We start from the raw sequence: 25,559 nt of genomic DNA, 5'->3' as shown, positions 1-25,559 counted from the left end.
CCGAGGAAGGCCTGACGCCGCATGCTGCACTCGCCCGGGGAGCCCACGGAGGACCCCCGCCCCATCCTGCTCCTGTCGACGTCCGACACCGATCTCCTCAGCGCCCGCGCCGCGAACGGCCCGGTGCCGTACCGGTTCGCCAACCCCTCCCGCCTCGCCCTCGACGCCCTGCCAGAGCTCCTGGACGGCGTCGGCCTCGTCGTCGTACGGCTCCTCGGCGGCGTACGCGCCTGGCAGGACGGCCTGGACCAGCTCACCGCGAGCGGCCTCCCGGTCGTCGTCCTGACCGGCGAACAGGCCCCGGACGCCCAGCTGATGGCCGCCTCCACCGTCCCCGTCGGCATCGCCGCCGAGGCGCACGCCTACCTCGCGCACGGCGGCCCCGCCAACCTCGACCAGCTCGCCCGGTTCCTGTCCGACACCGTGCTGCTCACCGGCCACGGTTTCGAGCCGCCCGCGCCCGCCCCGTCCTGGGGCCCGCTGGAGCGTACGCCCGGGGCCGCCGACGGCCCCACCGTCGCCGTGCTCTACTACCGCGCCCACCACATGAGCGGCAACACCGCCTTCGTGGACGCCCTGTGCGGCGCGATCGAGGACGCCGGTGCCCGCCCGCTCCCGCTGTACGTGTCCTCGCTGCGCGACCCCGAGCCCGCGCTCATCGACGAACTGCGCGCCGCCGACGCCATCGTGACCACCGTCCTCGCCGCCGGCGGCACCAAGCCCGCCACCGCGTCGGCCGGCGGCGACGACGAGTCCTGGGACGCCGGTGCGCTCAGCGGCCTGGACGTACCGATCCTCCAGGCGCTCTGCCTCACCGGCTCCCGCAGCGCCTGGGAGGACAACGACGAGGGCGTCTCCCCGCTCGACGCGGCAAGCCAGATCGCCGTGCCCGAGTTCGACGGCCGCCTGATCACCGTCCCGTTCTCCTTCAAGGAGATCGACGAGGACGGACTGCCCGCGTACGTGGCCGACGCCGAGCGGGCCGCCCGCGTGGCCGGCATCGCCGTGCGCCACGCCCGCCTCAAGCACATCCCGGCCGCCGACAAGCGCATCGCGCTCGTCCTGTCCGCCTACCCCACCAAGCACTCCCGCATCGGCAACGCCGTCGGCCTCGACACCCCCGCGAGCGCCGTCGCGCTCCTGCGCCGGCTGCGGGCCGAGGGGTACGACTTCGGGCCCGAGGAGGAGATCCCGGGCCTCGTATCCGGCGACGGCGACGAACTGATCCGCGCCCTCATCGACGCCGGCGGCCACGACCAGGACTGGCTCACCGAGGAGCAGCTGGCCGCCAACCCGGTGCGCATCCCGGCCGCCGACTACAAGCGCTGGTACGCCACGCTCCCGGGGGAGCTGCGCGAGAACGTCGAGCGGCACTGGGGCCCACCGCCCGGTGAGATGTTCCTCGACCGCTCCCGCGTGGGCAACGGCGGTGACCCCGAGGGCGACATCGTGCTGGCCGCCCTGCGCCGCGACAACCTGCTGATCCTCATCCAGCCCCCGCGCGGCTTCGGCGAGAACCCGATCGCGATCTACCACGACCCCGATCTGCCGCCCAGCCACCACTACTTGGCCGCCTACCGCTGGATCGCGGCCCCGGCCGCCGACGGCGGATTCGGCGCCGACGCGATGATCCACCTCGGCAAGCACGGCAACCTGGAGTGGCTGCCCGGCAAGAACGCGGGCCTGTCCGCCGCCTGCGGGCCCGACGCCGCGCTCGGCGACCTGCCCCTGATCTACCCGTTCCTGGTCAACGACCCGGGCGAGGGCACCCAGGCCAAGCGCCGTGTGCACGCCACCCTCGTCGACCACCTCGTGCCGCCGATGGCCCGCGCCGACTCCTACGGCGACGTCGCCCGCCTGGAACAACTCCTGGACGAGCACGCCCAGATCGCCGCCATGGACCCGGCCAAGCTCCCCGCGATCCGCGCCCAGATCTGGACGCTCATCCAGGCCGCCAAGCTCGACCACGACCTCGGGCTCGAAGACCGCCCCGAGGACGAGGGCTTCGACGAGTTCATCATGCATCTCGACGGCTGGCTCTGCGAGATCAAGGACGTCCAGATCCGCGACGGCCTGCACGTCCTCGGCAACGCCCCGGCCGGCGCCGACCGCGTCAACCTCGTCCTGGCCATCCTGCGCGCCCGCCAGATCTGGGGCGGCACCACCGCCCTGCCCGGCCTGCGCGAAGCCCTCGGCCTCGACGAGTCCGCCGCCACCCGCACCAGCGCCGACGAAGCCGAGGAACAGGCCCGCGCGCTCGTGCAGTTGATGGACGACGCCGACTGGGACCTCGCGGCGATCCCCGCCGAGCAGCCCCAACAGGTGCGCGCAATCCTGGAGTTCGCCGCCCGCGAGGTCGTGCCGCGCCTGGCCGCCACCACCGCCGAACTCGACCACACCGTCCACGCCCTGACCGGCGGCTTCGTCCCGGCGGGCCCCTCGGGCTCCCCGCTGCGCGGCCTGGTCAACGTCCTGCCGACCGGCCGCAACTTCTACTCCGTCGATCCCAAGGCCGTCCCCTCCAGGCTCGCCTGGGAGACCGGCCAGGCACTCGCCGAATCCCTCGCCAACCGCTACCGCGCCGACAACGGCGAGTGGCCGACCTCCGTCGGGCTCTCGCTGTGGGGTACGAGCGCGATGCGCACGGCGGGCGACGACGTGGCCGAGGCGATGGCGCTGCTCGGCGTGCGCCCCGTCTGGGACGACGCCTCGCGCCGCGTCACCGGCCTCGAACCCATCCCGCTCGACGAGCTGGGCCGCCCCCGCATCGACGTGACCCTGCGCATCTCGGGCTTCTTCCGCGACGCCTTCCCGCACACGATCGGCCTGCTCGACGACGCGGTCCGCCTCGCGGCCTCCCTGGACGAGGGCCCCGACGCCAACCACGTACGCGCCCACACCCAGGCCGACCTCGCCGAACACGGCGACGAACGCCGCGCCACCACCCGCATCTTCGGCTCACGCCCCGGCACCTACGGCGCGGGCCTGCTCCAGCTCATCGACTCCCGCGACTGGCGCACCGACGCCGACCTCGCCGAGGTCTACACGGTGTGGGGCGGCTACGCCTACGGCCGCGAGCTGGACGGGCGCCCGGCCCGGGAGGAGATGGAGACGGCGTACAAGCGGATCGCGGTCGCGGCGAAGAACACCGACACCCGCGAGCACGACATCGCCGACTCCGACGACTACTTCCAGTACCACGGCGGCATGGTCGCCACCGTCCGCGCCCTGCGCGGCACCGCCCCCGAGGCCTACATCGGCGACTCGACCCGCCCCGAGACCGTCAAGACCCGCACCCTGGTGGAGGAGACCTCGCGCGTCTTCCGGGCCCGCGTGGTCAACCCCAAGTGGATCGAGGCGATGCGCCGCCACGGCTACAAGGGCGCCTTCGAACTCGCCGCGACCGTGGACTACTTGTTCGGCTACGACGCCACCACCGGCGTCGTCGCCGACTGGATGTACGACAAGTTGACCGAGACGTACGTCCTGGACCCGGCCAACCGCGAATTCCTTCAGAACGCCAACCCGTGGGCCCTGCACGGCATCGCGGAACGCCTTCTGGAGGCGGAGTCGCGCGGCATGTGGGCCAAGCCCGACCCGGCGGTCCTCGAAGCGCTGCGCCAGGTCTACCTGGAGACCGAGGGCGACCTGGAGGACGAGGGCTGAGCCCGGCGACACACAAGGGCGGGCCCGGGTCGCACGACCCGGGCCCGCCCCCGTTCACCCAGCGCCGCTCCCGGCTAACCCCGGCTGGCGAAGTCCTGCGTCCACCACGGGCCGCCCGACCCGTAGTGCACGCCTATCCCGATCTCCTTGAAGCCGCAGTTGAGGATGTTGGCGCGGTGCCCGGCGCTGTGCATCCAGGAGTCCATGACGGCGGCCGCGTCGGCCTGGCCGCGCGCGATGTTCTCACCGTACGAGCTCCACTGGTACCCGGCGGCCGTGATCCGCTCGCCGGGGCCGGCGCCGCTCGGGTCGGTGTGGTCGAAGAAGTTCTGCGCGGCCATGTTCTCGGAGTGCTTGAGCGCCGCGTCGTACAGCTGGGGATTGCTGGTGAGCGCCGAGCAACCCGCCTTGCTCCGCTCGGAGTTGACCATGTCGAGCACCTGCTGCACGGCGGCGGGCGTGCTCGTGCCGGCGGCGCTCGGAGCCGCGCGCTTCGTGCTCGGCGCGGGCTTCGGCGGCGTGGGGCGCGTGGACGGTTTGGCGGGCGGCGCGGAGTGCTGGGAGGGGCGCGGCGAGGGCGAAGTGCTCGGCTTCTGCGGCGAGTTGGACGCGGAGGGCGACGGCGCCACGGGGAGGGCGCCGATGCCGTCGGCCGCCGCGTCGGTGGTGACGACGGGGGCGTCGGCGACGGCGTGGGAGGCATCGCCGCCGGAGTCCGTGAGGAAGCGGTACGCCCCGCCGGCCGCGGTGACCAGGACGAGGGCCGCGATGACGGCGGCGGTCCTGCGCCGGCGCCGCGCCCGCTGGTCACGGCGGTCGCGCCGGGACGCGGGGGCCCGCCGCTTACCGGCTGCGTGCGCGCCGTGGGCGGTGCGGGGAGCCTGCGCCGAGGCCTGGGTGGCGGCCCCCGGGGCGGCCTGGGTGGTGGCGTCGGCGACGGTGTCCAGGCCGGGACCGTGACCGAGCGACGCGGCGGCCAGAGCGGCCGTGGCCGCCGCCACCGGGACGAGGGCGAGCCCCACGAGCAGGCCCTCGGCGGGTATGAGCCCGCTCCAGTGCCCGGAGCAGACCGCGCATGTGCGGGCGTGCCGGGCTATGCGCTTGCGCCACAGGGCGGACGGCACACCGTCCCAGGACTGCGTCAGCCCGTTCAGCTCGCCGCAGCGCTCGGTCCCCGCGAGGGCGCGCACCACGACCCGGGCGGTCTCCAGCTGGCCCTTCATGCGCTGCACGCGCACGGCGGCGTGCTCGGCGGACAGCTCGAGCGCGGCCGCGACCTCGCCCCGCGTGAGCACACCGGCCGCCTCCAGCCACCACAGCGAGAGCAGCGCCCTGTCGTCGGGCTCCAGCCAGCGGGTGGCCTCGGTGACCTCCTTGCGCTGCCCGGACAGGCCGAGCCGGGCGATGGTGAGGTCCACGAAGTCGGCGCCGGGGTCGGCGATGTCGTAGGCGTCCTGGAGGCCGCTGTCCACGGGCGTACGCCGGTGGCCCTGCCAGTACCGGCGGACCTCGTTCATGGTGACGGCGACCAGCCAGGACCTGAACGCCTCGGGGTCGCGCAGTGAGCCCAGCCCGTCGAGCATCCGCAGCAGGCTCTCCTGCACGACGTCGTCGACATCGGCGTGGCCGTTCAGGGCCCGGCCGACGATGTTGTAGACGAGCGGCAGATACCCCGAGACGAGCTCGTCCCGCGCCCGCTGGTCCCCGGCACGGGCCGCCACGACCACCGCGGCTTCCTGTTCACTGATCACGCCTCGTCCACTCTCCCGCAGCACCGAACCCATCTGACCCGACGTAGAGGAGACACCCCGGCGGTGTCCGGATAACAGAAAACAGCGAACGTTTCCGGTCCACCACCGAACACATTCCGACCAGACCGGTCCCGCGCAGCCTAACCACGCGCGCCCGGGGCGAGTCCCGCGCCCGCCGGGGCGAACGCGGCCCGGTAGGCGCGTGGGCTCGTGGCCAGGCGGGCGCCGAAGTGCTGGCGCATGGTGATCTCACTGCCGAAGCCCGCACGGCGGGCCACCTCCGGCATGGGCAGGTCGGTGCGCTCCAGGAGTTTCTGCGCCCTCGCGACGCGCTGGTCGAGCAGCCACCGCAGGGGCGTCGTCCCGGTGGTCGCCGTGAAGTGCCGGGCGAAGGAGCGCGGTGACATCCGGGCGCGCTCCGCGAGGGCGGCCACGGTCAACGGTTCGTGGAGGTGGTGGAGCGCATACGCGCGTACGTCGGCCAGGGCGTCCATGTCCCGGTCCGTGCGCGGGACGGGATGTTCGATGAACTGCGCCTGGCCTCCCGTTCGAAACGGCGCGGTGACCATCGACCGGGCGATCGTCGCGGCGGTCTCGGCACCGTGCGCGGTCCGTACGAGGTGCAGGCACAGATCGATGCCCGCGGCCGTGCCGGCGGAGGTCCAGATGTTGCCGTCCTCGACGAACAACGCGTTCCGTTCGACGCGTACCCGTGGATGCCGGGTCCGGAGCAGGTCGGCGAGGTCCCAGTGGGTCAGGGCGCGGCGGTCGTCGAGCAGCCCGGCCTGGGCCAGCGTGAGCGCACCACCGCACAGCGCCGCGACCGTGGTGCCGCGGGCATGGGCGCGGCGGAGGGCCGCGAGTACGGGCGCGGGTGCGGGGGTCGTGTGGTCGTCCAGGCCCGGGACGACGATCAGACCGGCACGGTCCAGCCAGGCCAGGGTGCGGTCGGGGGTGAGGGCGAGGCCGCCGCGCATCGGCACGGGCGCCGGATCGGCGGCGACGCGGCGCAGTTCGAAGGCGGGCACGCCCCGGGCGGTGCGATCCGCGCCCCACACCTCGGTGATCACGGAGACGTCGAAGGCCCGGATGCCGGGAAAGGCCAGCAGGGCGACCCGGTGGCCGGCGCCAGAGGGAGCCATCATGTCCGTCACGCTGGCAGTAAACCATCGATCGCTGACTTCTGTACCTCTGGGGCGAGGTGGCCCGTACCGCCAGCATGGGGTCATGACCAGCGATATGAGCAGCAACCACGAGAACGCACCGAGCGAGGGGAGCCCCCGGGCCCCCGAGCGGACCGACCTCGCGCCGAACGCGGCACTGATCGTCGTCGACGTGCAGCGGGGCTTCGAGGAGGAGGAGTTCTGGGGGCCGCGTGACAACCCGGCCGCCGACGAGAACATCGCCGCGCTGATCGACGCCTGGCAGGAGACGGGCCGGCCGGTCGTCTTCGTGCGGCACGACTCGTCGCAACCGGGCTCACCGTTGCGGCCCGGATACGGAGGCAATGACTTCAAGGAGTACGTGCGCAGGCGGCGGGGGCAGGGCACGGGTCCGGAGCTGCTGGTGACCAAGACCGTGAACTCGGCGTTCTACGGGACGCCGGACCTTGGCGCCTGGTTCGATGAGGCCGGGATCCGTCAGATCGTGGTGATCGGGATCCAGACCAACATGTGTGTCGAGACCACGGCCCGGATGGGTGGCAACCTCGGCTACGAGGTGCTGGTCCCCCTCGACGCAACCCACACCTTCGACCTGAGCGGCCCCTTCGGCTGGCACCGGTCCGCCGCCGAACTCGCCCGGGCCACCGCGGTGACCCTGCACGGCGGCGGGTTCGCGCGTGTCGTGACGACGGCGGGGCTTCTCGCGGTGTGCCGATAGGGGACCGGCTTGGGCGCGGGGGCGCCGTACGCCCCGGCGACGTGTGCGGCACGCAACCGGGGGAAACGCCGTGCGCCGACGGGCCCGGTGTATCGTGCGCACCACCTTTCTCATGGAATGTGCTGCTTTGTGCGATGACTTGAGAGCCCCCACACCTCCCGGGATCGGGCGCCGCGCCCTTCTCGCCGGGCTTCCCGCGGCCTTCGCGTTGAGCGGGTGCGCCATGCGTCCGGCGCGGCGTGAGCGGGAGCACGGGAGCGGTCACGGTGCCGTCCCCGAACCGGTGCGCCAGGACGGCGTGGCCGGACAGCGGCAGCCGAGTGTCCTCTTCGTCTCCTACGACCTGCACGCGAACGCTCGGGGCGGCCCGGGCCGGGACGCGGTGCGACGGCTGCTGGCGCGGTGGAGCGAACTGATCGCCGGACGGGGGCACGGTGTGACGGCGACCGTCGGTGTCGGGCCCACCCTGCCGCCGAGGCTCGGTATCGGCGCGCCCGACGGGCTGCGGGAGCTGCCCGCCTTTCCCGGGGAGCGCCCGGAACCCGGGGCGGGCGGCGGGGAGATCGGCGTCCAGATCTGCGGGCCCGGCCCCCGGGCGTGCGAGGCGCTGGCCGGGATGCTCGCGGGCGCCGGGGCCGGGGTGCTGCGTCCGCGCTGGCGCCAGGCCGGGTTCCTCGCGTCCGGGCGGCCAGGGGCGGGGGCCGGGTTCCTCGCGCCACCGGAGGCCGGCGGAACGCCCCGCGACCTCTTCGGCTTCAAGAACGGCACGGCCAACCCCGGGCCGCAGGAGTGCGAGCACTGGGTGTGGCTGCCCGGGCCCGGCCCCTACGCGGACGGCACGTTCCTCGTGGTGCGCCGCATCCGTCTGCGGGTGGAGGAGTTCGGGCGGCTCCCGGTCACCCGGCAGGAGCAGATCATCGGCCGCCGCAAACAGGGGGGAGAGCCGCTTGGGGGCGGCTCCGAGCACGACGCGGGCGACCTCGACGCCCGCGCGCAGGACGGCGGTTACCTCCTGCCGGCCGACGCCCACATGCGCCTGGCGGACCCCCGCCTCGACGGTGGCGCCCGCATGCTGCGGCGCGGCTACTCCTACGAGAACAACGCGGCCGACCGGGGAACGCTCTTCCTCGCCTACATGAGGGACCCCCTGCTCTTCGTGCGGGCACGGCAGCGAATGGCGTCCGGCGACGCGCTCAACGCCTTCACCCAGCCCTACGGCTCCGCGCTGTTCTACGTCCTCCCCGGCTCGCGCCCGGACCGGCCGCTGGGCAGCACGGTCCTGTGACACCGGGGCCGGCCCCTCACGCCGGGCCCGGGAAGTGGCAGGCCGCTTCCCTCGCCTGGCCCGGGCCGGTGATCCGCAGGAGCGGGGCCTCGGTGCGGCAGATGGCGCGGGCGCGGGCGCAACGTGGGTGGAAGGAGCAGCCGGGTGGTGGCGCGGCGGGGCTCGGGGGGTCGCCGAGCAGGGTGATCCGCTCGCGGGCCCGTTCGGCCGCCGGGTCGGGCAGCGGCACCGCCGACAGCAGGGCCTGGGTGTAGGGGTGGGCGGGGTCGGCGTAGACGCGTTCCTTGTCGCCGATCTCCACGACCCGCCCCAGGTACATCACCGCGACCCGGTCGCAGACCCGTTTGACCACGGACAGGTCGTGCGCGATGAAGAGGTAGGCCAGGCCGAGTTCCTTCTGGAGGCGTTCCATCAGGTTGACGATCTGGGCCTGGACGGAGACGTCGAGCGCGGAGACGGGTTCGTCCGCGACGATCAGGGCGGGGTCGAGCGCGAGGGCGCGGGCGATGCCGATGCGCTGGGCCTGGCCGCCGGAGAATTCGTGCGGATAGCGGTCGATGTGTTCGGGGATGAGGCCGACGAGTTCCATCAGTTCGGCCGCCCGCGCGCGTGCGAGGCCGGGCGGGGTGCCGTGCGCGAGCAGGGGGTCGGAGATGATCCGGGCCACCGTCTGGCGGGGGTTGAGCGAGGAGTGGGGGTCCTGGAAGACCATCTGGAGGTCCTTGCGCAGTGGCCGCAGCCTGCGCCGGTTGAGCCGGCTGATGTCGCGGCCCTCGTACGCGATCGTCCCCGAGGTCGGCTCCAGGAGGCGCACGATCATGCGGCCGGTGGTGGACTTGCCGCAGCCGGACTCGCCGACCAGGCCCAGGGTCTCGCCCCGCGCGACGTCGAAGCTGACGCCGTCCACGGCCCGCACGGGCGCCGAGCGGGCACCTCGGCCCGGGAAATGCATCCTCAAGTCCCGTACGGACAACAGGGGTTGGGCGGTGTCGACGCTCATGACGCTATGCCTTCGTATGCGGGGAGGTGGCAGGCGGCCGTGTGCCGGGGTGGCCCTTCGAGCTGGGGCCGTTCGCTCGCGCACCGTGCGCGCAGCTCATCGCTCGCGGCGGCGGCGCGCGGGCAGCGGGGCGCGAACGCGCAGCCGGGTGCGGGGTCGAGCAGGGAGGGCGGGCTGCCGGGGATGGCGCGCAGGGGCTCCTCGTCGCTGTCGTCGAGGCGGGGCAGCGAGTCGAGCAGCCCCCGGGTGTAGGGGTGGACGGGGCCGGCGAACAGGTCGTCCACGGGCGCCTGTTCGGCCGCCCGCCCGCCGTACATCACCAGGACGTCGTGGGCGACGCGGGCCACCACCCCCAGATCGTGGGTGATCATCACGACGGCCAGTCCGTGCTCCTGCTGGATGCGGGCGATCAGTTCGAGGATCTGGGCCTGCACGGTGACGTCGAGCGCGGTGGTCGGCTCGTCGGCGATGAGTACTTCGGGCTCGCAGGCGAGCGCCATCGCGATCATGGCGCGCTGGCGCATGCCGCCGGAGAACTGGTGCGGATACTCCCCGGCCCGCCGTGCGGGTTCGGGGATGCCGACCTCGGCCAGCATCTCCACGGCCCTTTTGCGGGCCTGTCGGCGGCTTGAGTTGAAGTGGACGCGGTGGTGCTCGGCGATCTGTTCGCCGATCGTGTAGTAGGGGTGGAGGCTGGAGAGCGGGTCCTGGAAGATCATCGCGATGCGCCGGCCGCGCACCTGGTTGAGGGCGCGTTCGGGCAGCCCCACCAGTTCGCGCCCGTCCAGCGTGATGGAGCCGGTGACCTCGGCGCCGGTGTGCAGGCCGAGGACGGCCATGGACGTGACGGACTTGCCGGAGCCCGATTCGCCGACGATGCCGAGGGTGCGGCCCCGGTGGACGTCGAAGGAGAGGGCGTCGACGGCCCGCACCGGGCCGCGAGGAGTGGCGAAGGTGACGCTCAAGTCCCGTACCGACAACAGGGGTTGAGGCTCGCTGGTCTGGGTCATCAGAGCCTCACTCGCGGGTCGACGACGGCGTACAGGAGGTCGACGGCCAGGTTGGCGACGACGATGAAGGCGGCGGCGAGCAGCGTCACGCCGAGGATGACGGGCTGGTCACCGGTGGACAGCGCGCCGTAGAAGAGCCGACCGATGCCGGGCAGACCGAAGATCGACTCGGTGATGACGGCGCCGGCGAGCAGCGCGCCCAGGTCCATCCCGAACAGGGTGAGGATCGGGGTCATCGCGGAACGCAGGCCGTGTTTGACGACGACGGTGCGGCGCGGCAGGCCCTTGGCGCGTGCCGTGCGGATGTAGGGCTCCGCCATCGTCTCGATCATCGAACTGCGGCTCTGGCGCGCGTACATGGCGGCGTACATGACGGCGAGCGCGATCCAGGGGAGCAGCAGGTTGGACGCCCAGCGCAGGGGGTCGGAGGTGAGGGAGACGTACTGCGGGTAGGGCAGCAGTCCCGCGATCCTGATCAGTCCGTAGATCAGCATCACCGAGGTGAAGTACACCGGGAGTGAGGCGGCGGCGACCGCGCCGACCATCAGGGCCCGGTCGGTCAGGGAGTCCTTGCGCAGGGCCGCGACGACGCCGGCGCTCAGCCCGAGCGCCAGCCACAGCACGGCCGCGCCGAGCGCGAGGGAGGCGGAGACGGGCAGGCGGTCCATGAGCAGCGACCAGACCGACTCGCTGTTCTCGTAGGAGTAGCCCAGGCACGGGAAGTCGCAGTGCAGGGCGTACTGGCCGGTGCCCATGGTGCGGCCGGTGAAGATCCCCGAGGCGAAGTCCCAGAACTGGCGCCACAGCGGCTGGTCCAGGCCCATGTGGACGCGGATCGCGGCGAGCCGTTCGGCGCTGCACGACTTGCCGCAGGCGGCGGCCGCCGGGTCGGAGGGCAGGACGTAGAAGATGGTGAAGGTGACGGCGGCGATCGCGATGAGCACGCCGATGACGCCGAGGATCCTGCGGGCCAGATAGCGGCTCATGTGCGGCTCCCCCTCGGGTCGAGGACGTCGCGCAGCGCGTCGCCGAGCAGGGTGAAGGCGAGCACGGTCAGGAAGAGACAGGCGCTCGGGATGACGAAGTACATCGGGTCGGTGTCGTAGAAGGACACGCTCTCGGCGATCATCTGGCCCCACGACGGGGTGGGCGGGCGCACGCCGACGCCGAGGTAGCTGAGCGCGGCCTCGGTGGCGATCATGCCGGGGACGATGAGCGTGGTGTACGCGATGACGGGCCCGGCCACCCCCGGCAGGATGTCGCGGGTCAGGATGCGCCAGGGGCCCGAGCCGCCGACGCGGGCGGCGTCCACGTACTCGCGGTGTTTGAGCGAGAGGGTCTGGCCGCGCACCACGCGGGCGATGCCGGGCCAGCCGAACAGGCCGATGACGGCGGTCATCAGCAGGATGCGGTTGACGTCCTTGGCCACCGACATCATCGCGATCATGAAGATGAGGGAGGGGAAGGACATGGTGAGGTCCATCAAGCGGGAGAGGACCGTGTCGGTGCGGCCGCCGAAGTATCCGGCCGCGATCCCCGCCACCGTGCCGGTCACCACGACGATCGCGGTGGCGGTCAGGGCGATGAACAGCGAGACCTGGGCACCATGCACGACGCGGGCGAACAGGTCCCGCCCGGTGATGGGTTCCACGCCGAGCCAGTGCTCGGCGGAGATGCCGCCGAGCGGCCCGAGCGGCTGGCCGCCGAGGTAGGGGTCGATGGCGCTCTTGTCGAAGGCGTCCGGCGACCAGCCGCCGAGCGCGCCGAGCAGGGGGGCGCCGGCCGCCATGACGAGGAACAGCACGACGACGGCGAGGGAGATCTTCACGGAGGTACGGCGGCGCAGCTCGGCCCGGGCCAGCTGCCACGGGCCCCGGCCCGCCACGGGCGCCGACGGCGGCGCCGCGCTCTTCACCAGAGTGGTCATGGTTGGGCGCGCCCTCAATTCCCGCTCGTGGAGGGGTTCTTGAGGCCGATGGTGGCGTAGTCGATCTGGCCGCCGAACGAGGTCTGGCCGTAGGCACCGGCGATGTTCTTGCCGACCACGAGCGGCCAGCGGCGCACCAGGACCGGTATGGCGGGCGCCTTGGCGAGGATGTCGCCGTCGAGTTGCTGCCAGGCCTGGTCGGCGGCCTTGGCGTCGGTCATCGCCGCTATCTCGTCCATCCGCTTCATGGTCGCCTCGTCGCGGAAGATCGAGTGGTTGCCGGAGTTGCCCTTGTCCTTGATGTAGCGCCCGTCGAAGACGAACGGCAGGAACGTGGAGCCGGAGGGGTAGTCGGGGCACCAGCCCGAGTACACGAGGTCGGTGCGGTTCTTGACGTCGCCGATGGCGGCGTAGAACGCGGAGGGGTCGACGGTCTCGATGGTGACCTTGATGCCGGCCTTGGCCAGCGACTCCTGGACGGCCTCGGCGCGGCCCTTGTCACCGGTGGAGACGGTCATCTTCGTCTCGAACCCGCCCGGCTTGCCCGCCTGCTTCAGGAGCTCCTTGGCCTTGGCGATGTCACCGGTGGCCGGGATCTTGAGGGTGTCGGGCTGCTTGCCGCCGAAGAGGGTGGCCGGCATGTAGGCGGTCGAGGGATCGTTGAAGGCGGGCCCGCCCGATGAGGTGAGCACCGCGTCCTTGTCGAGCGCGTACATCATGGCCTGGCGCACCCTGACGTCGGTGAAGGGGGCGCGTCCGGTGTGCATCTGCACCATGTCGGTGCAGTTGGTGGACTCCGCCAGCAGCCGAGAGCGCACCTCGGCCACGGGCAGCACCTTCGGCGCGCTCTCGGGGCGCAGCGCCCCCCAGGACACGGCGGAGGCATCGGCGCCCTGGCTGGCGATCATCCGGTCGTCGATCTGGGTCGCCTTGAGGCCCATCGTCACGACGATGCGGTCGGGGTAGGCCTTGCGGACCGGGTCGGTGCCGGGGGCCCAGTGGGTGTTGCGGACCAGGACCAGCTGTTTGTCGCGCTGGTAGGACTCCACTTTGTACGGTCCGGACGAGAAGGGTCTGTTGTCGTACTTGGGTCCGGTGTCCTGCGCCTTGGGCACGGGGGCGAAGGTGGGCATGACGGTGGCGTTGGGGAACTCCGCGAAGGGCTTGCGCAGTTCGAAGACGATGGTGTGGTCGTCGGGGGTCAGAATCGAGTCGAGGTGCTTGCCCTGCTCGGGGCCCTGGTAGCCCTCGGCGCCGGTGAGGTAGCGCGCCGCGTAGTCGGCGCCGCCGGGCAGGTCGGGCGAGAAGGAGCGCTCCACGTTGTACTTGATGTCCTGCGCGGTGACCGGGGTGCCGTCCTCGTAGGTGATGCCCTGCTTGAGGTGGAAGGTCCAGGTGCGGGCGCCGTTGGAGGACGTGCCGAGGTCGGTGGCCAGGTCGGGCACGAGCTCGCTGCCGCCGGTGCCGGGAGCGGCCTTGTAGGTCACCAGGGTGCGGTAGAGCAGCCGGGTGCCGAAGTCCATGTCGTTCATGACCCAGTTGCGGGCCGGGTCGAGATGGGTGAAGTCCTGGTTGGACAGGACGGTGAGGGTGCCGCCCTTGACCGGGGTGCCGCCGACGGCCTTGCCCACGTTGGCCAGAGCGGGGTTCGCGCCGCCGGGCCCGCCCCCGCTCGCGTGCTTCTCCCCCGAACACCCGACCGCGCCGAGGGTCAGGGCCGCCACCACGGCGGCGGCGAGGGCGGTGCGGATGCGCTTGTTCATCTGTGGTCACTCCGTACGGTGCGGTCAGCCCTGGACGGCTGGAATGTGACCCGTAACATAGTAATGTGAAATTGCACTGACAAGGTGTCGGCAACCTTTTTATCCACGCTTGCCCTGCGGGGCGGCGGGGTGAGGGTGCGCGGGGGCGACTTCGGCGCCATGGAGCCCGCCGTGTTCGCGCCGGGTGCATGGGGCCCTGGCGGGCGCCTGGGGGGTGCACATGGGTGCACCGGCCACCATCCGCGCCGTGCGCCGTCCCGTGCCAACGCGTGCAGAACCCCGTGTTTCCGCGCCGGCCAAGAGCGTCCGCACGTGGCGGACCACGCTGATTCCAGGCTTGCTTCAGACTGCGGCGTACGCCCGCGCGACCATCGACGCCATCAACATGACGACGCCGCCGGACCGCGTGAACGCGCTGGTGGAGGTCCGCACCGCGCGCCAGTCGATCCTCACCCGCCCCGACCCGCCGGAGCTCTGGGCCATCATCCACGAGGTGGCCTTCTATGCCCCCAGTTGGGCGACACGCACGTCATGCGGGAGCAGCTGCAACGCCTCCTGGACGTCACCACGCTTCCGCACGTCTCCGTGCAGGTGCTCCCGCTCACCGCGTCCCCGCACCCGGGGATGTCGGGCCCGTTCACCCTCCTCGGGTTTCCGGAGTCAGCAGATCTGGACATCGCGCACGTGGAGGGCCTGACGAACGCCCTCTACGTCGAAGACCCTGGCGAAGTGGCAATCCGCGGAGCCGCGTTCGAGCGCCTGCGCGCGGCGGCCCTGCCGTTCGACAAGTCGACCGACCTCATCGCTCAACTGAAGGACGCGCCATGACCACTATCCTGACCGCCGCCCAGTCCGGACTCACTTGGACCAAATCGACCTACAGCGACGGCGGAAACAACTGCGTCGAGGTCGCCCACGGTGTCACCGGCGCGATGCCCGTGCGGGACTCGAAGTTCCCCGCCGGGCCGGCGCTGGTGATCCCGGACAGCGTCTGGGGTGTCTTCCTGGACGCCGTGAAGCACCGCGCGATCTGAGTACGGACGTACGTCGGAGCCGTCGCCCCACGGATGGGGTGGCGGCTCCCGCGGCTCCGTCGCGCTGGGCAGCCCCGCGACCCCTTGGCAGGATCAGTGCCATGTGAAATATTACTGACGTGTCCATGAGATCCATGAGAAGCACCCGGGACGTCGCGGACGTCATCGTGGTCGGCGCGGGGGTCGTGGGAGCCGCCTGCGCCTACTACGCGGCCCGTGCCGGCCTGCGGGTCACCGTGCTCGATCGGGGCCCGGTGGCCGGCGGAACCACGGGGGCGGGGGAGGGCAACCTCCTGGTCTCCGACAAGGAGCCCGGCCCCGAGCTCGAACTCGCCCTGCTTTCCACCCAGTTGTGGCAGGAGCTTGCCGAGCTGCTGCCGCCGCGCATCGAGTACGAGCCCAAAGGCGGGCTCGTCGTCGCCCGTGACGAGGCGGGGATGAGCGCACTGCGGGAGTTCGCGGCGGCCCAGACGAAGGCGGGCGTCACCACGCACGAGGTCGCGGGCGACCGGCTGCACGACCTGGAGCCGCACCTGGCGCCGGGTCTCGCGGGAGGCTTCCACTATCCCCAGGACGCCCAGGTCATGCCCGCCCTCGCCGCCGCCCATCTGCTGCGCGCCTCGGGCGCCGAGGTCCGGCTCGGCCAGGAGGTCACCGGACTGCTCACCGGCCCCGACGGCGCGGTACGCGGTGTGCGGACCGCCACCGGGGTGCTGCACGCGCCCCACGTGGTGAACGCGGCCGGCACCTGGGGCGGTGAACTGGCCCGCCTCGCCGGGGTGTTCCTGCCCGTGCTGCCCCGGCGCGGATTCGTCCTGGTCACCGAACCCTTGCCGCGCGTGGTGCGGCACAAGGTGTACGCGGCGGACTACGTGGCCGACGTGGCCAGCGGATCGGCCGCGCTCCAGACCTCACCCGTGGTCGAGGGCACCCCGGCGGGCCCCGTCCTGATCGGGGCGAGCCGCGAACGGGTCGGCTTCGACCGCACCCTCTCCATCGGCGCGGTCAGCCGCCTCGCGGCGGGGGCGAGCGCGCTGTTCCCGGTGCTGGCCGAGGTCCGCGTCCTGCGTACGTACGCGGGCTTTCGCCCGTATCTGCCGGACCACCTGCCGGCGATCGGGGCGGACGCGCGGGTGCCGGGGTTGTTGCACGCGTGCGGGCACGAGGGCGCCGGGATCGGGCTCGCTCCCGCGACGGGGCGGCTGATCGCCGCGTGCCTGGCGGACGAGCAACCACCCCTGGGAGGCGCGGCGTTCGACCCGGGCCGGTTCGAGCGGGCGGCGGTTTGAATGGCGGCGAGCCGAGTTCTGTCCGGAGGAAGGAGACCCATGGTGGCGCGTAGCCCCGGGGAACTGGCCGGGGCGCGACCCGGTCCGGCGTTCGAGATCACGGTCGACGGGCGCCCGGTGTCCGCGCTGCCCGGCCAGTCCGTCGCGGCGGCGCTGTGGGCGGCCGGCATCCTGGCCTGGCGCACCACGCGGGTCGGCGGCCGGCCCCGGGGCGCGTTCTGCGGCATAGGCCAGTGCTACGACTGCCTCGCGACGGTCAATGGCGTCCCGAACCGGCGGGCGTGCCTGGTGCCCGTGGCGGACGGCGACGAGATCACGACGCAGGAGGGGGAGGGGCGTGCGGGCTTTGCCGTCTGAGAAGGGGGGTCCAGGTGCTGGTGGGAGCGGGGACCCCGGGCGGAGCCCTGGCCGTACCGGGCCGGGCGCGCACGTCGCCGCGCCGCTGAGCCCGGGCCGTACCGAGTCCGGCGCGGCCGAACCCCTGACGGAGCCGGGCGTGAAGGCGTCCGGCGCGGCGGGCGGGACGTGGGACCTCGTGGTCGTCGGGGGCGGGCCCGCCGGAGTCGCCGGGGCCGTCGTAGGGGCCGAGTTGGGGCTCCGGGTGGCTCTGGTGGATCTCTCCGAGCAGATCGGTGGGCAGTTCTACCGGCAGCCCGCCGCCGCGCTCGGCGCCCGGCGGCCACAGGCGCTGCACCACGACTGGCGCACCTTCGCCGAACTGCGCGAGCGCCTGACGGCGAGCGGCGTCGCACACCTCGCCCGGCACCACGTCTGGGCGGTGGAGCGCCACGACGACACCCGGTGGACCGTGCACGCCACCACCGGACCCGACGGCGACGGAGCGCTTCCCGTACGGGTGCGCGCGCGAGCCGTGCTGCTCGCGACCGGCGCGTACGAGCGCCAACTGCCCTTCCCCGGCTGGACGTTGCCCGGGGTCGTCGGGGCGGGCGGCGCGCAGGCCATGCTCAAGGCCGGGCTCGTGCTGCCAGGAAAACGCGTGGTCGTCGCGGGGAGTGGCCCGCTGCTCCTGGCCGTCGCCTCCTCGCTGGCCACGGCCGGCGCCGACGTACCCGCGGTGATCGAGGCGTCCGGATACCTCGGCTACGCCCGCAGGCCCGGCGCGCTCGCGGCCAACCCGCACAAGCTGACCGAGGCCGCGGTGCACGGCGCGGCGCTGCTGCGGCGCCGGGTGGCGCTGCGCACCCGCAGCGCGGTGACGGCGGTGCACGGGGCCGAGCGCGTCGAGGCGGTCACCGTCAGCCGGCTCGACCGCGCGTGGCGGCCCGTGCCCGGCACGGAACGCGAGATCGGCTGTGACGCCCTGGCCGTCGGCCACGGCCTGGTCCCCGCGATCGACCTGGCCACCACCCTCGGCTGCGCCACCCGCCCCACCCCCGACGGCTCCCTCGCCCTCGTCCTGGACCGGCGCCAGGAGACGTCCGTACGCGGTCTGTGGGCGGCGGGCGAGCCCGGTGGCGTGGGCGGAGCCCAACTGGCTTGCATGGAAGGTGAGTTGGCCGCGATGGCGATAGCCGCCCGGCTGGGCAGGAACCCCGGGCCCGGCGGGCGCGTACGGCAGTTGCGGAGCCGGCGCACCCGGCTGCGCGCCTTCGCCGAGGCGATGGCGGCCGCGCACGCGCCCGGCCCGGGCTGGCCCGGCTGGCTCGCCGACGACACCGAGGTGTGCCGCTGCGAGGAGGTGCCGGCGGGCCGGATCCGCGAGGCCGTCGAGGAGTACGGCGCCCGGGACGCCCGTACGGTGAAGCTGCTCACCCGGGCCGGCATGGGCTGGTGCCAGGGCCGCATGTGCGGGGCGGCCGTGGCCTGCCTCGCGGGCGGCGGCGAACCCCCGCTGGAACGCCGCCCGTTGGGCGCACCCGTCCCGCTCGGCACGCTGGCCCGACTCGCCCCGCCGGATGAGCCGGACGATCACGACGATCACGACGCGCAGGCGCCGGTGAAGGAGGGCTGAGCCGCCGGGGTCGTTCGCCCGGGCCAGAAAAGCAACGTGACATTGTACTCTGGTTCTCCGCTCGGTACGGAGGAACAGCATGGGACACCTGAAGCAGAGCAAGGTCATCACCACCACCGAGCGACTGCGCGACCAGGTCGCCCACGCCCTGCGCGCCGCGCTGATCTCCGGCGAACTGCGCCCCGGCCAGGTCTACTCGGCGCCCGGCCTCGCCGAGGACTTCGGCATCTCCGCGACCCCCGTACGCGAAGCCATGCTCGACCTCGCACGGGAGGGCCTGGTGGAGCCGGTCCGCAACAAGGGGTTCCGGGTCACCGAGGTCAACGAGCGCGATCTCGACCAGTACACCGAGATCCGGGCCCTGATCGAGGTCCCCATGATCGGGCGGATCACGCGCAGCGCCAACCGCGCCGACCTGGAGGCACTGCGCCCCGTCGCCGAGGAGATCGTGCGCGCCGCCCGCGACCACGACCTCATCGGCTACCTGGAGGCGGACCGCCGCTTCCACCTCTCGCTGCTCGCGCTCTCCGGCAACGAGCGCCTGGTGGAAACCGTCGGCGAGCTGCGCAAACGCTCCCGCCTGTACGGTCTGACCGCCCTGGACCAGCGGGACGAGCTGATCCCCTCCGCCGAGGAACACATCGAACTGCTGGACCTCATGCTGGCCGGCGAGGCCCGGGCCGCCGAGAAGTGCATGACCCGCCACCTCGGCCACGTCCGCTCCCTGTGGGCAAGAAGCGAGGCCGCCGACCCCAAGCCGACCCGGAGGCTCGGCGCGGGCCGCTGACCGCCTGGGGCCCGGTCTATCTCCCGGGCCGGCCGAGCTGGTGGACGGTCCAGCCCGCCGCACGCCAGTCGGCGGCGTCGAGGGTCGTACGGCAGTCGACGAGCACGGGAGTACGGGGACGGTTCACCAAGGCGTGGGGGTCGGCGTCGCGGTACTCGGGCCATTCGGTGGCCAGGACGACGAGGTCGGCGCCGTCCAGGGCGCTCGACAGGTCGTCGCTGTAGTCGAGTTCGGGGTTGCGGATCATCGCAGTGGGTACGGCCTGCGGATCGTGCACGGTGACACGGGCACCGGCCTGCTGAAGGGCGTGGGCCAGTGCGAGGGCCGGGGACTCGCGGACGTCGTTGGTGCCCGGCTTGAACGCCGCGCCCCACACGGTGACCTGGGCGCCCTTGATGGGGCGGTCGCCCAGGGCGTGGGTGATGAGGTCGAGGGCGACGGCCGTGCGCTGCTCGTTGATCACCTCGGCGGCGCGCAGAAGGGCCGCGGCTTGGTCGGCGCCCAGGTGTCGGGCGGAGGCGGTGAAGGCGCGCACGTCCTTGGGCAGACAGCCGCCGCCGTAGCCGATGCCCGGCCGCATGCCTCCGGCGCCGATGCGGGGATCGATGCCGAGGATGTCCACGATCTGGGAGATGTCGGCACCGGCCGCGTCACACATGTCCGCGACCGCGTTGATGTACGAGATCTTCAGGCCGAGGAAGGTGTTCGCGGCGCCCTTGGCCAGCTCGGCGGTCGCCGGGTCGGTGACGAAGAGCGGTACGCCCGCGTCGATGATCCCGGCGTACACCGTACGGATGGCCTTCTCACCCTCGGCGGTGGTGAGACCCGCGATCAGGCGGTCCGGGCGCAGGGTGTCCTCGACGGCGTGGCCTTCGCGCAGGAACTCGGGGTTCCACACCACGTCGACTTTCTCGCGGGCCGGGGCGAGGCGCTGGGCCAGGTCGGTGATCCGGGCGGTGGTGCCCACAGCGACGGGGGACTTGCCGACAATCGTGCACGGCCGGTCGAGGTGCGGGGCGAGCTGGCGGATCGCGCCGAATACCTGCGCGGTGTCGTAGGAGCGGCCGTCGGCGTCGATGGGGGTGCCGACGCCGATGAAGTGCAGCTCGGCGAAGTCGGCGGCCTCGCGGACGTCGGTGGTGAAGCGGAGCCGGCCACTGGCGGTGTGGCGGGCGAGTAGAGGTACAACTGCTGCATGGCCAGCGACGGCGCGGCGGCGGTGTCCACGAGACCGAACTGGTGCCAGTAGTGCACGATGCGGCGTCGGGCGTCTCCTGCGTCTGTCCAGCCGGAGTGGGCGGCGGTCTCCTCCTGCTGGGTGCGCCGCCAGATGCCCTCCTCCACGAAGCGGGGGCGGTCCGCGGTCACCCCGTAGAAGTCGTGCCACTTGCGAAGCTGGTCCTCGTCGAGCTGGTCGATGACTGTGACGGGAAACTGCATGTCGTCTCCTCGAACTCTGGTGAGCGACGGTCTGCCTGTGTGGGGCGGCCGGGTGGGAGAGTTGGCTGAGGGCGGCCACCGCATCCGTGCCGGTGCCGGCGGATGTACTTGTCGAGCACGGCACCGGGGACGCGCTGCTCCTCGGTGTTCTCATGAGACCGCGTCCGCCCCGGCTATCGACAGAGCGTTGTCTCGGCCCGCAAAGGGCCTTGCACGAGGTGCAAAAACAGGTGCACCCTGCCCCAGGGCCCATATCGGGCACGATGGTGAACAACGGACCAGGAGCCGGACATGACGACCGATGCCGGAGACGTCGTACGCCGTGCCCGCAGGCGACTCGGCCTGACCTTGGTCCAGTTGGGCGAGCTCGCCGGCTACTCGGCCGCCCAAGTGTCGCGTTATGAGCGCGGGATCTCTCCGCTGACTGACGTCAACGTGCTGTGGCGGTTCGCGAGAGCGCTCGGCATCGCCCCGGCCGAGCTGGGGTTGTCTCCCAAGCCTTTCGCCGCAGCAGGCTCCGGCCCTACCGGTACGCCAAGCCGCTGGCCACGCCTGCACGTAGCGCGGGCGGGTCGTGGGCATGAGGACGACGGGGACGGGTTCGCGCGGCGGAACGTGCTGGCGGCGGGGCTGGCCATGACGGCCGCCGCCGCGACCGGGATTCCTCTACCGGTGGCGGGCAGTGAGGAACAGGGCCCGATCGAAACCGTCCTCGCGAGCCGCCTCCGAGACGCCATGCTCGGCATCAGCGCCCCGACCGAACCAGTGCGGGCACCGGCCGCGACGGAACTCGACAGGGCGCTGGCCGCCTTCCACCTCTGCGACTACACCAGCCTCGCGCACCGCCTTCCGGCCGCGATCCGTGCCGGCCACGCCCAGGGGGCGGGAGCGGAACGGGAACTCGCCGGGGCGTACATCCTGGCCACACGCATGCTCGTCAAGCTGGACGAGCAGCAGCTCGGGTGGATGGCGGCCGACCGGGCCTGGCAGTACGCCGAGGCCCACGGCGACGTCATGCAGTCCACCGAGGCGGCCCGGCAACTCGCGGTCCTGGCCCGACGCGCCGGCTGGGCACATGAGGCCATGGCTCTGGCCCTCACCGCGGCGGACGACCCACGCCTGCGGGCCGCCGGTTCCGACGGGGCGGCGCAACGCGGGCTGCTTGTACAGTCCGCCGCCTACACCGCGGCCCGTGGCGGCGACGCCCAGGGCATGCGCGATCTCACCAAGGAAGCCGCTGCCATCGCCACCACCCTGCGCAGTACGACCCGCTTGCGCAACCACGGTGGCGGATTCAGCTCCGCCACCGTTCAGTTGCACCTCATCTCCGCTGAGAACTCTGCCGGCGACCCCAGCCGCGCCCTCGCCGCCGCGCAGGCCCTGGCCCCCCAGGAACTCCCCACTGCGGAACGCCGTGCCCGCTACTACACGGACGTCGCCACCGCGTATGCCGCGCGGGGGCGGCGTGACGAATGCGTGCGCGCTCTGCTGGCCGCGGAACGTGTCGCGCCGGAGGAGACGCACGCTCGGCCTGCCGTGAAGTCGATGATCCAGGGGCTCCTCGTATCCGGGCGAACGACGGGGGAACTCAGGGGGCTCGCCACTCGCTCAGGGCTGCGGAACTGAAGGCATCCGGCAGGCGCGGTGTGGGCGTGCTCGGCTTTGGCGTGCGCTTCGTCGGCCCGCGCCCCGGACCCGTCCAGAACTGTGACGCGGACCGGGTCAGGCGCTCAGGCCCCTTCGGACCCCGCTCGTTCGATCGGGATCCACAGCACCGCGTCCGTGGTCTCGCCCACCGCCGACGGGCGGGTGCGCAGGATTTCCGGGCCCGGGCGGCTGCGGTAGGGGTTGGACGGGAACCACTGCGTGAACACGTCCCGCCACATCTCCTGGAGCGCCGCCGGGTAGGGGCCGGTGCTCTCGAAGACCGCCCAGGTGCCGGCCGGCACGGGCAGGGCGTCCAGGTCCTCGGGCGGTTCGGCGGACGTCAACGCGCCGTGCCAGTAGTCGAATTCGGTTCCTTCGGCCCGGCTGGGGTCGAGGCCGTCGCAGGCCGAGACGATGCCGGCCGGCTCCTGGTCGGACAGATGGTGGATCCGCAGTGACGTGTCGGGCCCGATGCCCTGGATGAATTCGGCGATCGCCGGGTTCACCCCCTCGTGCACGAGCGGCACCCGCGCCACCCTGCCCACCAGGTGGAACGCGTCCTTCTCCATCACCCTGTACCGCATGCTGGTGCTCCCTTCGATGACGAGACGGAAGGACATACGGGGCTGGGACCTCAGGGCCGCGCCGGTGCGGCGGGCCTCGCCGGGGCCGACGCCGTGCACGGCACGGAACGCCCGGGCGAACGCCTCACCCGACGTGTAGCCGTAGCGCACCGCGACGTCCAGCAGGGTGCGCCGGCTCTCCAGCACCTCCGCGCCGGCCACCGTCATCCGCCTGCGCCGCACGTACTCCGACAGGGGCATCCCGGCCAGCGCCGAGAAGAGCCGGCGCAGGTGGTACTCCGATGTCGTCGCGATGCGGGCGAGTTCCGCCACGTCGATGTGTCCGTCGAGGTGGTCCTCGATGTGGTCCAGCGCGTCGTTGAGCCGCCTGAGCATGTCGGGCCCCCCTTCCTTCCTTGTGCGTTCCACGCTAGGAGCGTCCCCCTGGCCCGCACCCGACTTTCCCTGCCCGGCCGAGTCGGGTCCCTGGGGCCTTGTGCGCTCGAAGGCGCGGGTGCGGCTTTCTGGGGCTTCGCCCAGGATCCCGGTGGGCCCCTCCCCACCCCTTCCCTGAACCCTCCGGGGGGACAACGACCCTGGGGCCCTGCCCCAGACCCCGTTCGGGCCTGAACGGCCCTCGTCCTCAAACTCCCCCAAGGCCTTGAGGGCCAGGGGGCCTCCCATGGCGGCCCAGATGTATCCGGGGTGAGGTGCCCGCGCGGGCCGGCACCGACGCCGCCAGGGGCGCGGGGAACTGCGCGACCAGCCCAGCACGGTCCGCACCCGAAGGCGAACGGAGCTCTCGGGGGCGCGGGGAGCCGCGCGAATCCGGGTCAGACAGGGGCGTCGGGGTTGGTGGCCGCGCGGTACTCCGCGTTGAGGCGCTGCGCCTCCTCCAGCTGGTCCTCCAGGATGACGATGCGGCACGCCGCCTCCACCGGGGTGCCCTGGTCCACCAGCTCCCGCGCCCGCGCGGCGATCCTCAACTGGTAGCGGGAGTACCGCCGGTGCCCGCCCTCCGACCGCAGCGGCGTGATGAGCCGGGCCTCGCCCAGGGCCCGCAGGAACCCCGGGCTCGCCCCGATCAGCTCCGCCGCCCGGCCCATCGTGTAGGCGGGGTAGTCGTCGTCGTCCAGCCGGCCGCTGAGGGGGCTATCCGCTGTCATGTCACCTCTTTGTGCGAACGCGTCGAGGGACCGGGGATGCCGTACGCCACCAGGGTCCCGAAGAATTCAACACCATCGGGCACACGACGAGGGCCTCACCGGTGTCGGCGGGGCCCTCGGGGTGGCGCGGGCTTACGCGCCCGGCAGCGGTGACTAGGCGAGCGCGGACACGCCCAGCAGCGCGGACGCCTCCTCCATCGGGGTGAGGACCCGGGCGGGCTCGGCCTGGGGCAGCGCCTGGCAGGTGAAGCCGAGGCGGGTCATCGCCCGGCTCACCTCCTGCGCGCTGAAGTCGCGGCGGTCCTGGCGGGTGATGACCTCGCCGACCTGCTTGACCGGGTAGTGGCGGCGGCCGATGAGGACCGACTCACCCACGATGGGCTCGGGCTTGATGCCCTTCATGGAGGCCACCACCCCGCTCTTGGTCAGATCGAACGGGAAGCGGGCGATGACACAGCGCATGATGCCTCACAGGGAGCGGGAGAAGGAATTCCCAGGGGGAAGAGGGGGAAGGCCGGGCAGGTGCGGGGAATCGCGGGAAAGCGGAGAGGTGATTCGCGGGCCCGGCAATAGAGGGGCGTGCGGCGATTGGATTACCCGGCAGAGGCAGAGGCAGAGGGGGAGGGGACGAGGAAGGGGAGGGAATGGGCGGGGGAATGCGGGGAAGGGGAGCGGCGGCGGCGTGTTGTCCTTGCCTGTCCCGAACACTATGCAATCCCTCGTACCCCCGGCCCTTGTCGACCCGCTCGGCGCCCGAGGCCCAAAACCCGGGCCGGGGCGCGTGCACGCGCCCCCAACGCAACGAGCTGGGGCCCGCACCCCAAGGTGCGGGCCCCAGCTGCGGCGGGTGCGTGGCGTCAGGCCAGAACGATGTTCTCGGCCGTCGGGCCCTTCTGACCCTGCGCGATGTCGAAGCTGACCTTCTGGCCTTCCTGGAGCTCGCGGAAGCCCTGGGCCGAGATGTTGGAGTAGTGGGCGAACACGTCCGGGCCGCCACCCTCCTGCTCGATGAAGCCGAAGCCCTTTTCCGCGTTGAACCACTTCACGGTACCGGCAGCCATGTCAATCTCCTTCGGGGCATTTCCCGGAACCCGCACCGTGCGGGCCCCGCGTCACTGCGATGATTACCCCGCCCGGAGAATATGAAGACCGGGACATACAAAAGAGCACCTGTCGGCGCAGAGGCCGACACGGTGGCCCGAAGTTTTGGGAACCACAACTGCAACTGATAACGACCCTAGCACGGTGCACCCGTGAGGGCCGGGTCAATAATTCCGCTCCGCCAGTCGCGTAAGAAATCCTTACGGGGCGTCGTTTCGAATTCTCTCGCGGCGGTGACAGATATTTTTCATCAGGCCATCAGGCATCAGGCCATCAG

22 protein-coding genes and 1 pseudogene are annotated in these 25,559 nt (G+C 72.4%); 11 read left to right on the top strand and 12 right to left on the bottom strand.

Annotated features, from left to right (window positions below):
- Positions 1-21 precede the first annotated feature (21 nt).
- The gene (gene cobN, locus ABR738_RS19750; RefSeq protein WP_350231306.1) at positions 22-3,666 is read left to right on the top strand and encodes a cobaltochelatase subunit CobN; all 3,645 of its coding nucleotides are present in this window, start codon (positions 22-24) and stop codon (positions 3,664-3,666) included.
- A gap of 74 nt (positions 3,667-3,740) precedes the next feature.
- On the opposite strand, the gene ABR738_RS19745 is transcribed toward cobN, so the two are convergent.
- Both ABR738_RS19745 and ABR738_RS19740 read right to left on the bottom strand, forming a co-directional pair.
- Complete coding sequence (locus ABR738_RS19745) at positions 3,741-5,450, bottom strand: sigma-70 family RNA polymerase sigma factor (RefSeq protein ID WP_502964111.1); 1,710 nt, start codon at positions 5,448-5,450, stop codon at positions 3,741-3,743.
- 107 nt (positions 5,451-5,557) lie between these two features.
- Positions 5,558-6,559: a GlxA family transcriptional regulator gene (locus ABR738_RS19740; protein WP_350234661.1), complete on the bottom strand. Its 1,002-nt coding sequence runs from the start codon at positions 6,557-6,559 to the stop codon at positions 5,558-5,560.
- 97 nt (positions 6,560-6,656) lie between these two features.
- On the opposite strand from ABR738_RS19740, the gene ABR738_RS19735 reads away from it, so the two are divergent.
- Positions 6,657-7,298, top strand: coding sequence for a cysteine hydrolase family protein (locus ABR738_RS19735; RefSeq protein WP_350234660.1), 642 nt, complete (start codon positions 6,657-6,659; stop codon positions 7,296-7,298).
- Between the two features lie 223 nt (positions 7,299-7,521).
- Entirely contained in the window at positions 7,522-8,583 is a 1,062-nt protein-coding gene (locus ABR738_RS19730; protein ID WP_350231304.1) for a Dyp-type peroxidase, read from the top strand.
- Between the two features lie 16 nt (positions 8,584-8,599).
- Here the strand turns inward: ABR738_RS19730 and ABR738_RS19725 are convergent, their stop codons facing one another.
- From ABR738_RS19725 to ABR738_RS19705, 5 genes are read right to left on the bottom strand one after another with little or no spacing between them, the layout of a single operon-like run.
- Positions 8,600-9,583, bottom strand: a complete 984-nt coding sequence (locus ABR738_RS19725) for an ABC transporter ATP-binding protein (RefSeq protein WP_350231303.1) — start codon at positions 9,581-9,583, stop codon at positions 8,600-8,602.
- Positions 9,580-10,593: an ABC transporter ATP-binding protein gene (locus ABR738_RS19720; protein WP_350231302.1), complete on the bottom strand. Its 1,014-nt coding sequence runs from the start codon at positions 10,591-10,593 to the stop codon at positions 9,580-9,582. The genes ABR738_RS19725 and ABR738_RS19720 overlap by 4 nt, the downstream gene beginning before the upstream one ends.
- A complete protein-coding gene (locus ABR738_RS19715; protein ID WP_350231301.1) occupies positions 10,593-11,579 on the bottom strand; it encodes an ABC transporter permease in 987 nt (328 codons plus the stop codon). Before ABR738_RS19715 ends, ABR738_RS19720 begins: the two co-directional genes overlap by 1 nt.
- Entirely contained in the window at positions 11,576-12,520 is a 945-nt protein-coding gene (locus ABR738_RS19710; RefSeq protein WP_350231300.1) for an ABC transporter permease, read from the bottom strand. Before ABR738_RS19710 ends, ABR738_RS19715 begins: the two co-directional genes overlap by 4 nt.
- Before the next feature lie 14 nt (positions 12,521-12,534).
- Positions 12,535-14,283, bottom strand: coding sequence for an ABC transporter substrate-binding protein (locus tag ABR738_RS19705; RefSeq protein WP_350231299.1), 1,749 nt, complete (start codon positions 14,281-14,283; stop codon positions 12,535-12,537).
- 220 nt (positions 14,284-14,503) lie between these two features.
- Here ABR738_RS19705 and ABR738_RS19700 point away from each other — a divergent pair.
- The 7 genes and pseudogenes from ABR738_RS19700 to ABR738_RS19670 all read left to right on the top strand — a co-directional run.
- A pseudogene (locus ABR738_RS19700) lies at positions 14,504-14,734 on the top strand (Scr1 family TA system antitoxin-like transcriptional regulator); the annotation flags it as partial.
- Between the two features lie 62 nt (positions 14,735-14,796).
- Positions 14,797-15,111 carry a DUF5753 domain-containing protein gene (locus ABR738_RS19695; protein ID WP_350231298.1) on the top strand — a complete coding sequence of 105 codons (315 nt, stop codon included), beginning with the start codon at positions 14,797-14,799 and terminating at the stop codon, positions 15,109-15,111.
- On the top strand, positions 15,108-15,317 hold the full coding sequence (locus tag ABR738_RS19690) for a DUF397 domain-containing protein (RefSeq protein ID WP_350231297.1): 210 nt from the start codon (positions 15,108-15,110) through the stop codon (positions 15,315-15,317). The genes ABR738_RS19695 and ABR738_RS19690 overlap by 4 nt, the downstream gene beginning before the upstream one ends.
- A 134-nt stretch (positions 15,318-15,451) precedes the next feature.
- A complete protein-coding gene (locus ABR738_RS19685; RefSeq protein ID WP_350231296.1) occupies positions 15,452-16,606 on the top strand; it encodes an NAD(P)/FAD-dependent oxidoreductase in 1,155 nt (384 codons plus the stop codon).
- A gap of 42 nt (positions 16,607-16,648) precedes the next feature.
- Positions 16,649-16,963: a (2Fe-2S)-binding protein gene (locus tag ABR738_RS19680; RefSeq protein WP_350234659.1), complete on the top strand. Its 315-nt coding sequence runs from the start codon at positions 16,649-16,651 to the stop codon at positions 16,961-16,963.
- Positions 16,964-17,102: 139 nt separating this feature from the next.
- Positions 17,103-18,578 carry an FAD/NAD(P)-dependent oxidoreductase gene (locus ABR738_RS19675; protein ID WP_350231295.1) on the top strand — a complete coding sequence of 492 codons (1,476 nt, stop codon included), beginning with the start codon at positions 17,103-17,105 and terminating at the stop codon, positions 18,576-18,578.
- A gap of 79 nt (positions 18,579-18,657) precedes the next feature.
- Positions 18,658-19,365, top strand: coding sequence for a GntR family transcriptional regulator (locus tag ABR738_RS19670; protein ID WP_350231294.1), 708 nt, complete (start codon positions 18,658-18,660; stop codon positions 19,363-19,365).
- A 16-nt stretch (positions 19,366-19,381) separates the two neighbouring features.
- On the opposite strand, the gene ABR738_RS19665 is transcribed toward ABR738_RS19670, so the two are convergent.
- A complete protein-coding gene (locus ABR738_RS19665; protein ID WP_350231293.1) occupies positions 19,382-20,959 on the bottom strand; it encodes a UDP-glucose dehydrogenase family protein in 1,578 nt (525 codons plus the stop codon).
- A 137-nt stretch (positions 20,960-21,096) separates the two neighbouring features.
- On the opposite strand from ABR738_RS19665, the gene ABR738_RS19660 reads away from it, so the two are divergent.
- Positions 21,097-22,431: a helix-turn-helix domain-containing protein gene (locus tag ABR738_RS19660; protein ID WP_350231292.1), complete on the top strand. Its 1,335-nt coding sequence runs from the start codon at positions 21,097-21,099 to the stop codon at positions 22,429-22,431.
- A 104-nt stretch (positions 22,432-22,535) separates the two neighbouring features.
- Here ABR738_RS19660 and ABR738_RS19655 read toward each other — a convergent pair whose 3' ends face one another.
- From ABR738_RS19655 to ABR738_RS19640, 4 genes are all read right to left on the bottom strand, one after another.
- Positions 22,536-23,411 (bottom strand): AraC family transcriptional regulator, encoded by an 876-nt coding sequence (locus ABR738_RS19655; RefSeq protein WP_350234658.1) that lies wholly within the window; start codon positions 23,409-23,411, stop codon positions 22,536-22,538.
- 437 nt (positions 23,412-23,848) lie between these two features.
- Positions 23,849-24,181 carry a MerR family transcriptional regulator gene (locus ABR738_RS19650; protein WP_350231291.1) on the bottom strand — a complete coding sequence of 111 codons (333 nt, stop codon included), beginning with the start codon at positions 24,179-24,181 and terminating at the stop codon, positions 23,849-23,851.
- A 153-nt stretch (positions 24,182-24,334) separates the two neighbouring features.
- Positions 24,335-24,643, bottom strand: coding sequence for an SCO5918 family protein (locus ABR738_RS19645; protein WP_350231290.1), 309 nt, complete (start codon positions 24,641-24,643; stop codon positions 24,335-24,337).
- 395 nt (positions 24,644-25,038) lie between these two features.
- Positions 25,039-25,242: a cold-shock protein gene (locus ABR738_RS19640; protein ID WP_350231289.1), complete on the bottom strand. Its 204-nt coding sequence runs from the start codon at positions 25,240-25,242 to the stop codon at positions 25,039-25,041.
- Positions 25,243-25,559: the final 317 nt, after the last annotated feature.

The sequence above is a fragment of the Streptomyces sp. Edi4 genome (assembly GCF_040253615.1).
Taxonomy (GTDB): Bacteria; Actinomycetota; Actinomycetes; order Streptomycetales; family Streptomycetaceae; genus Streptomyces.
This window is presented reverse-complemented; position numbering and strand designations above follow the sequence as displayed.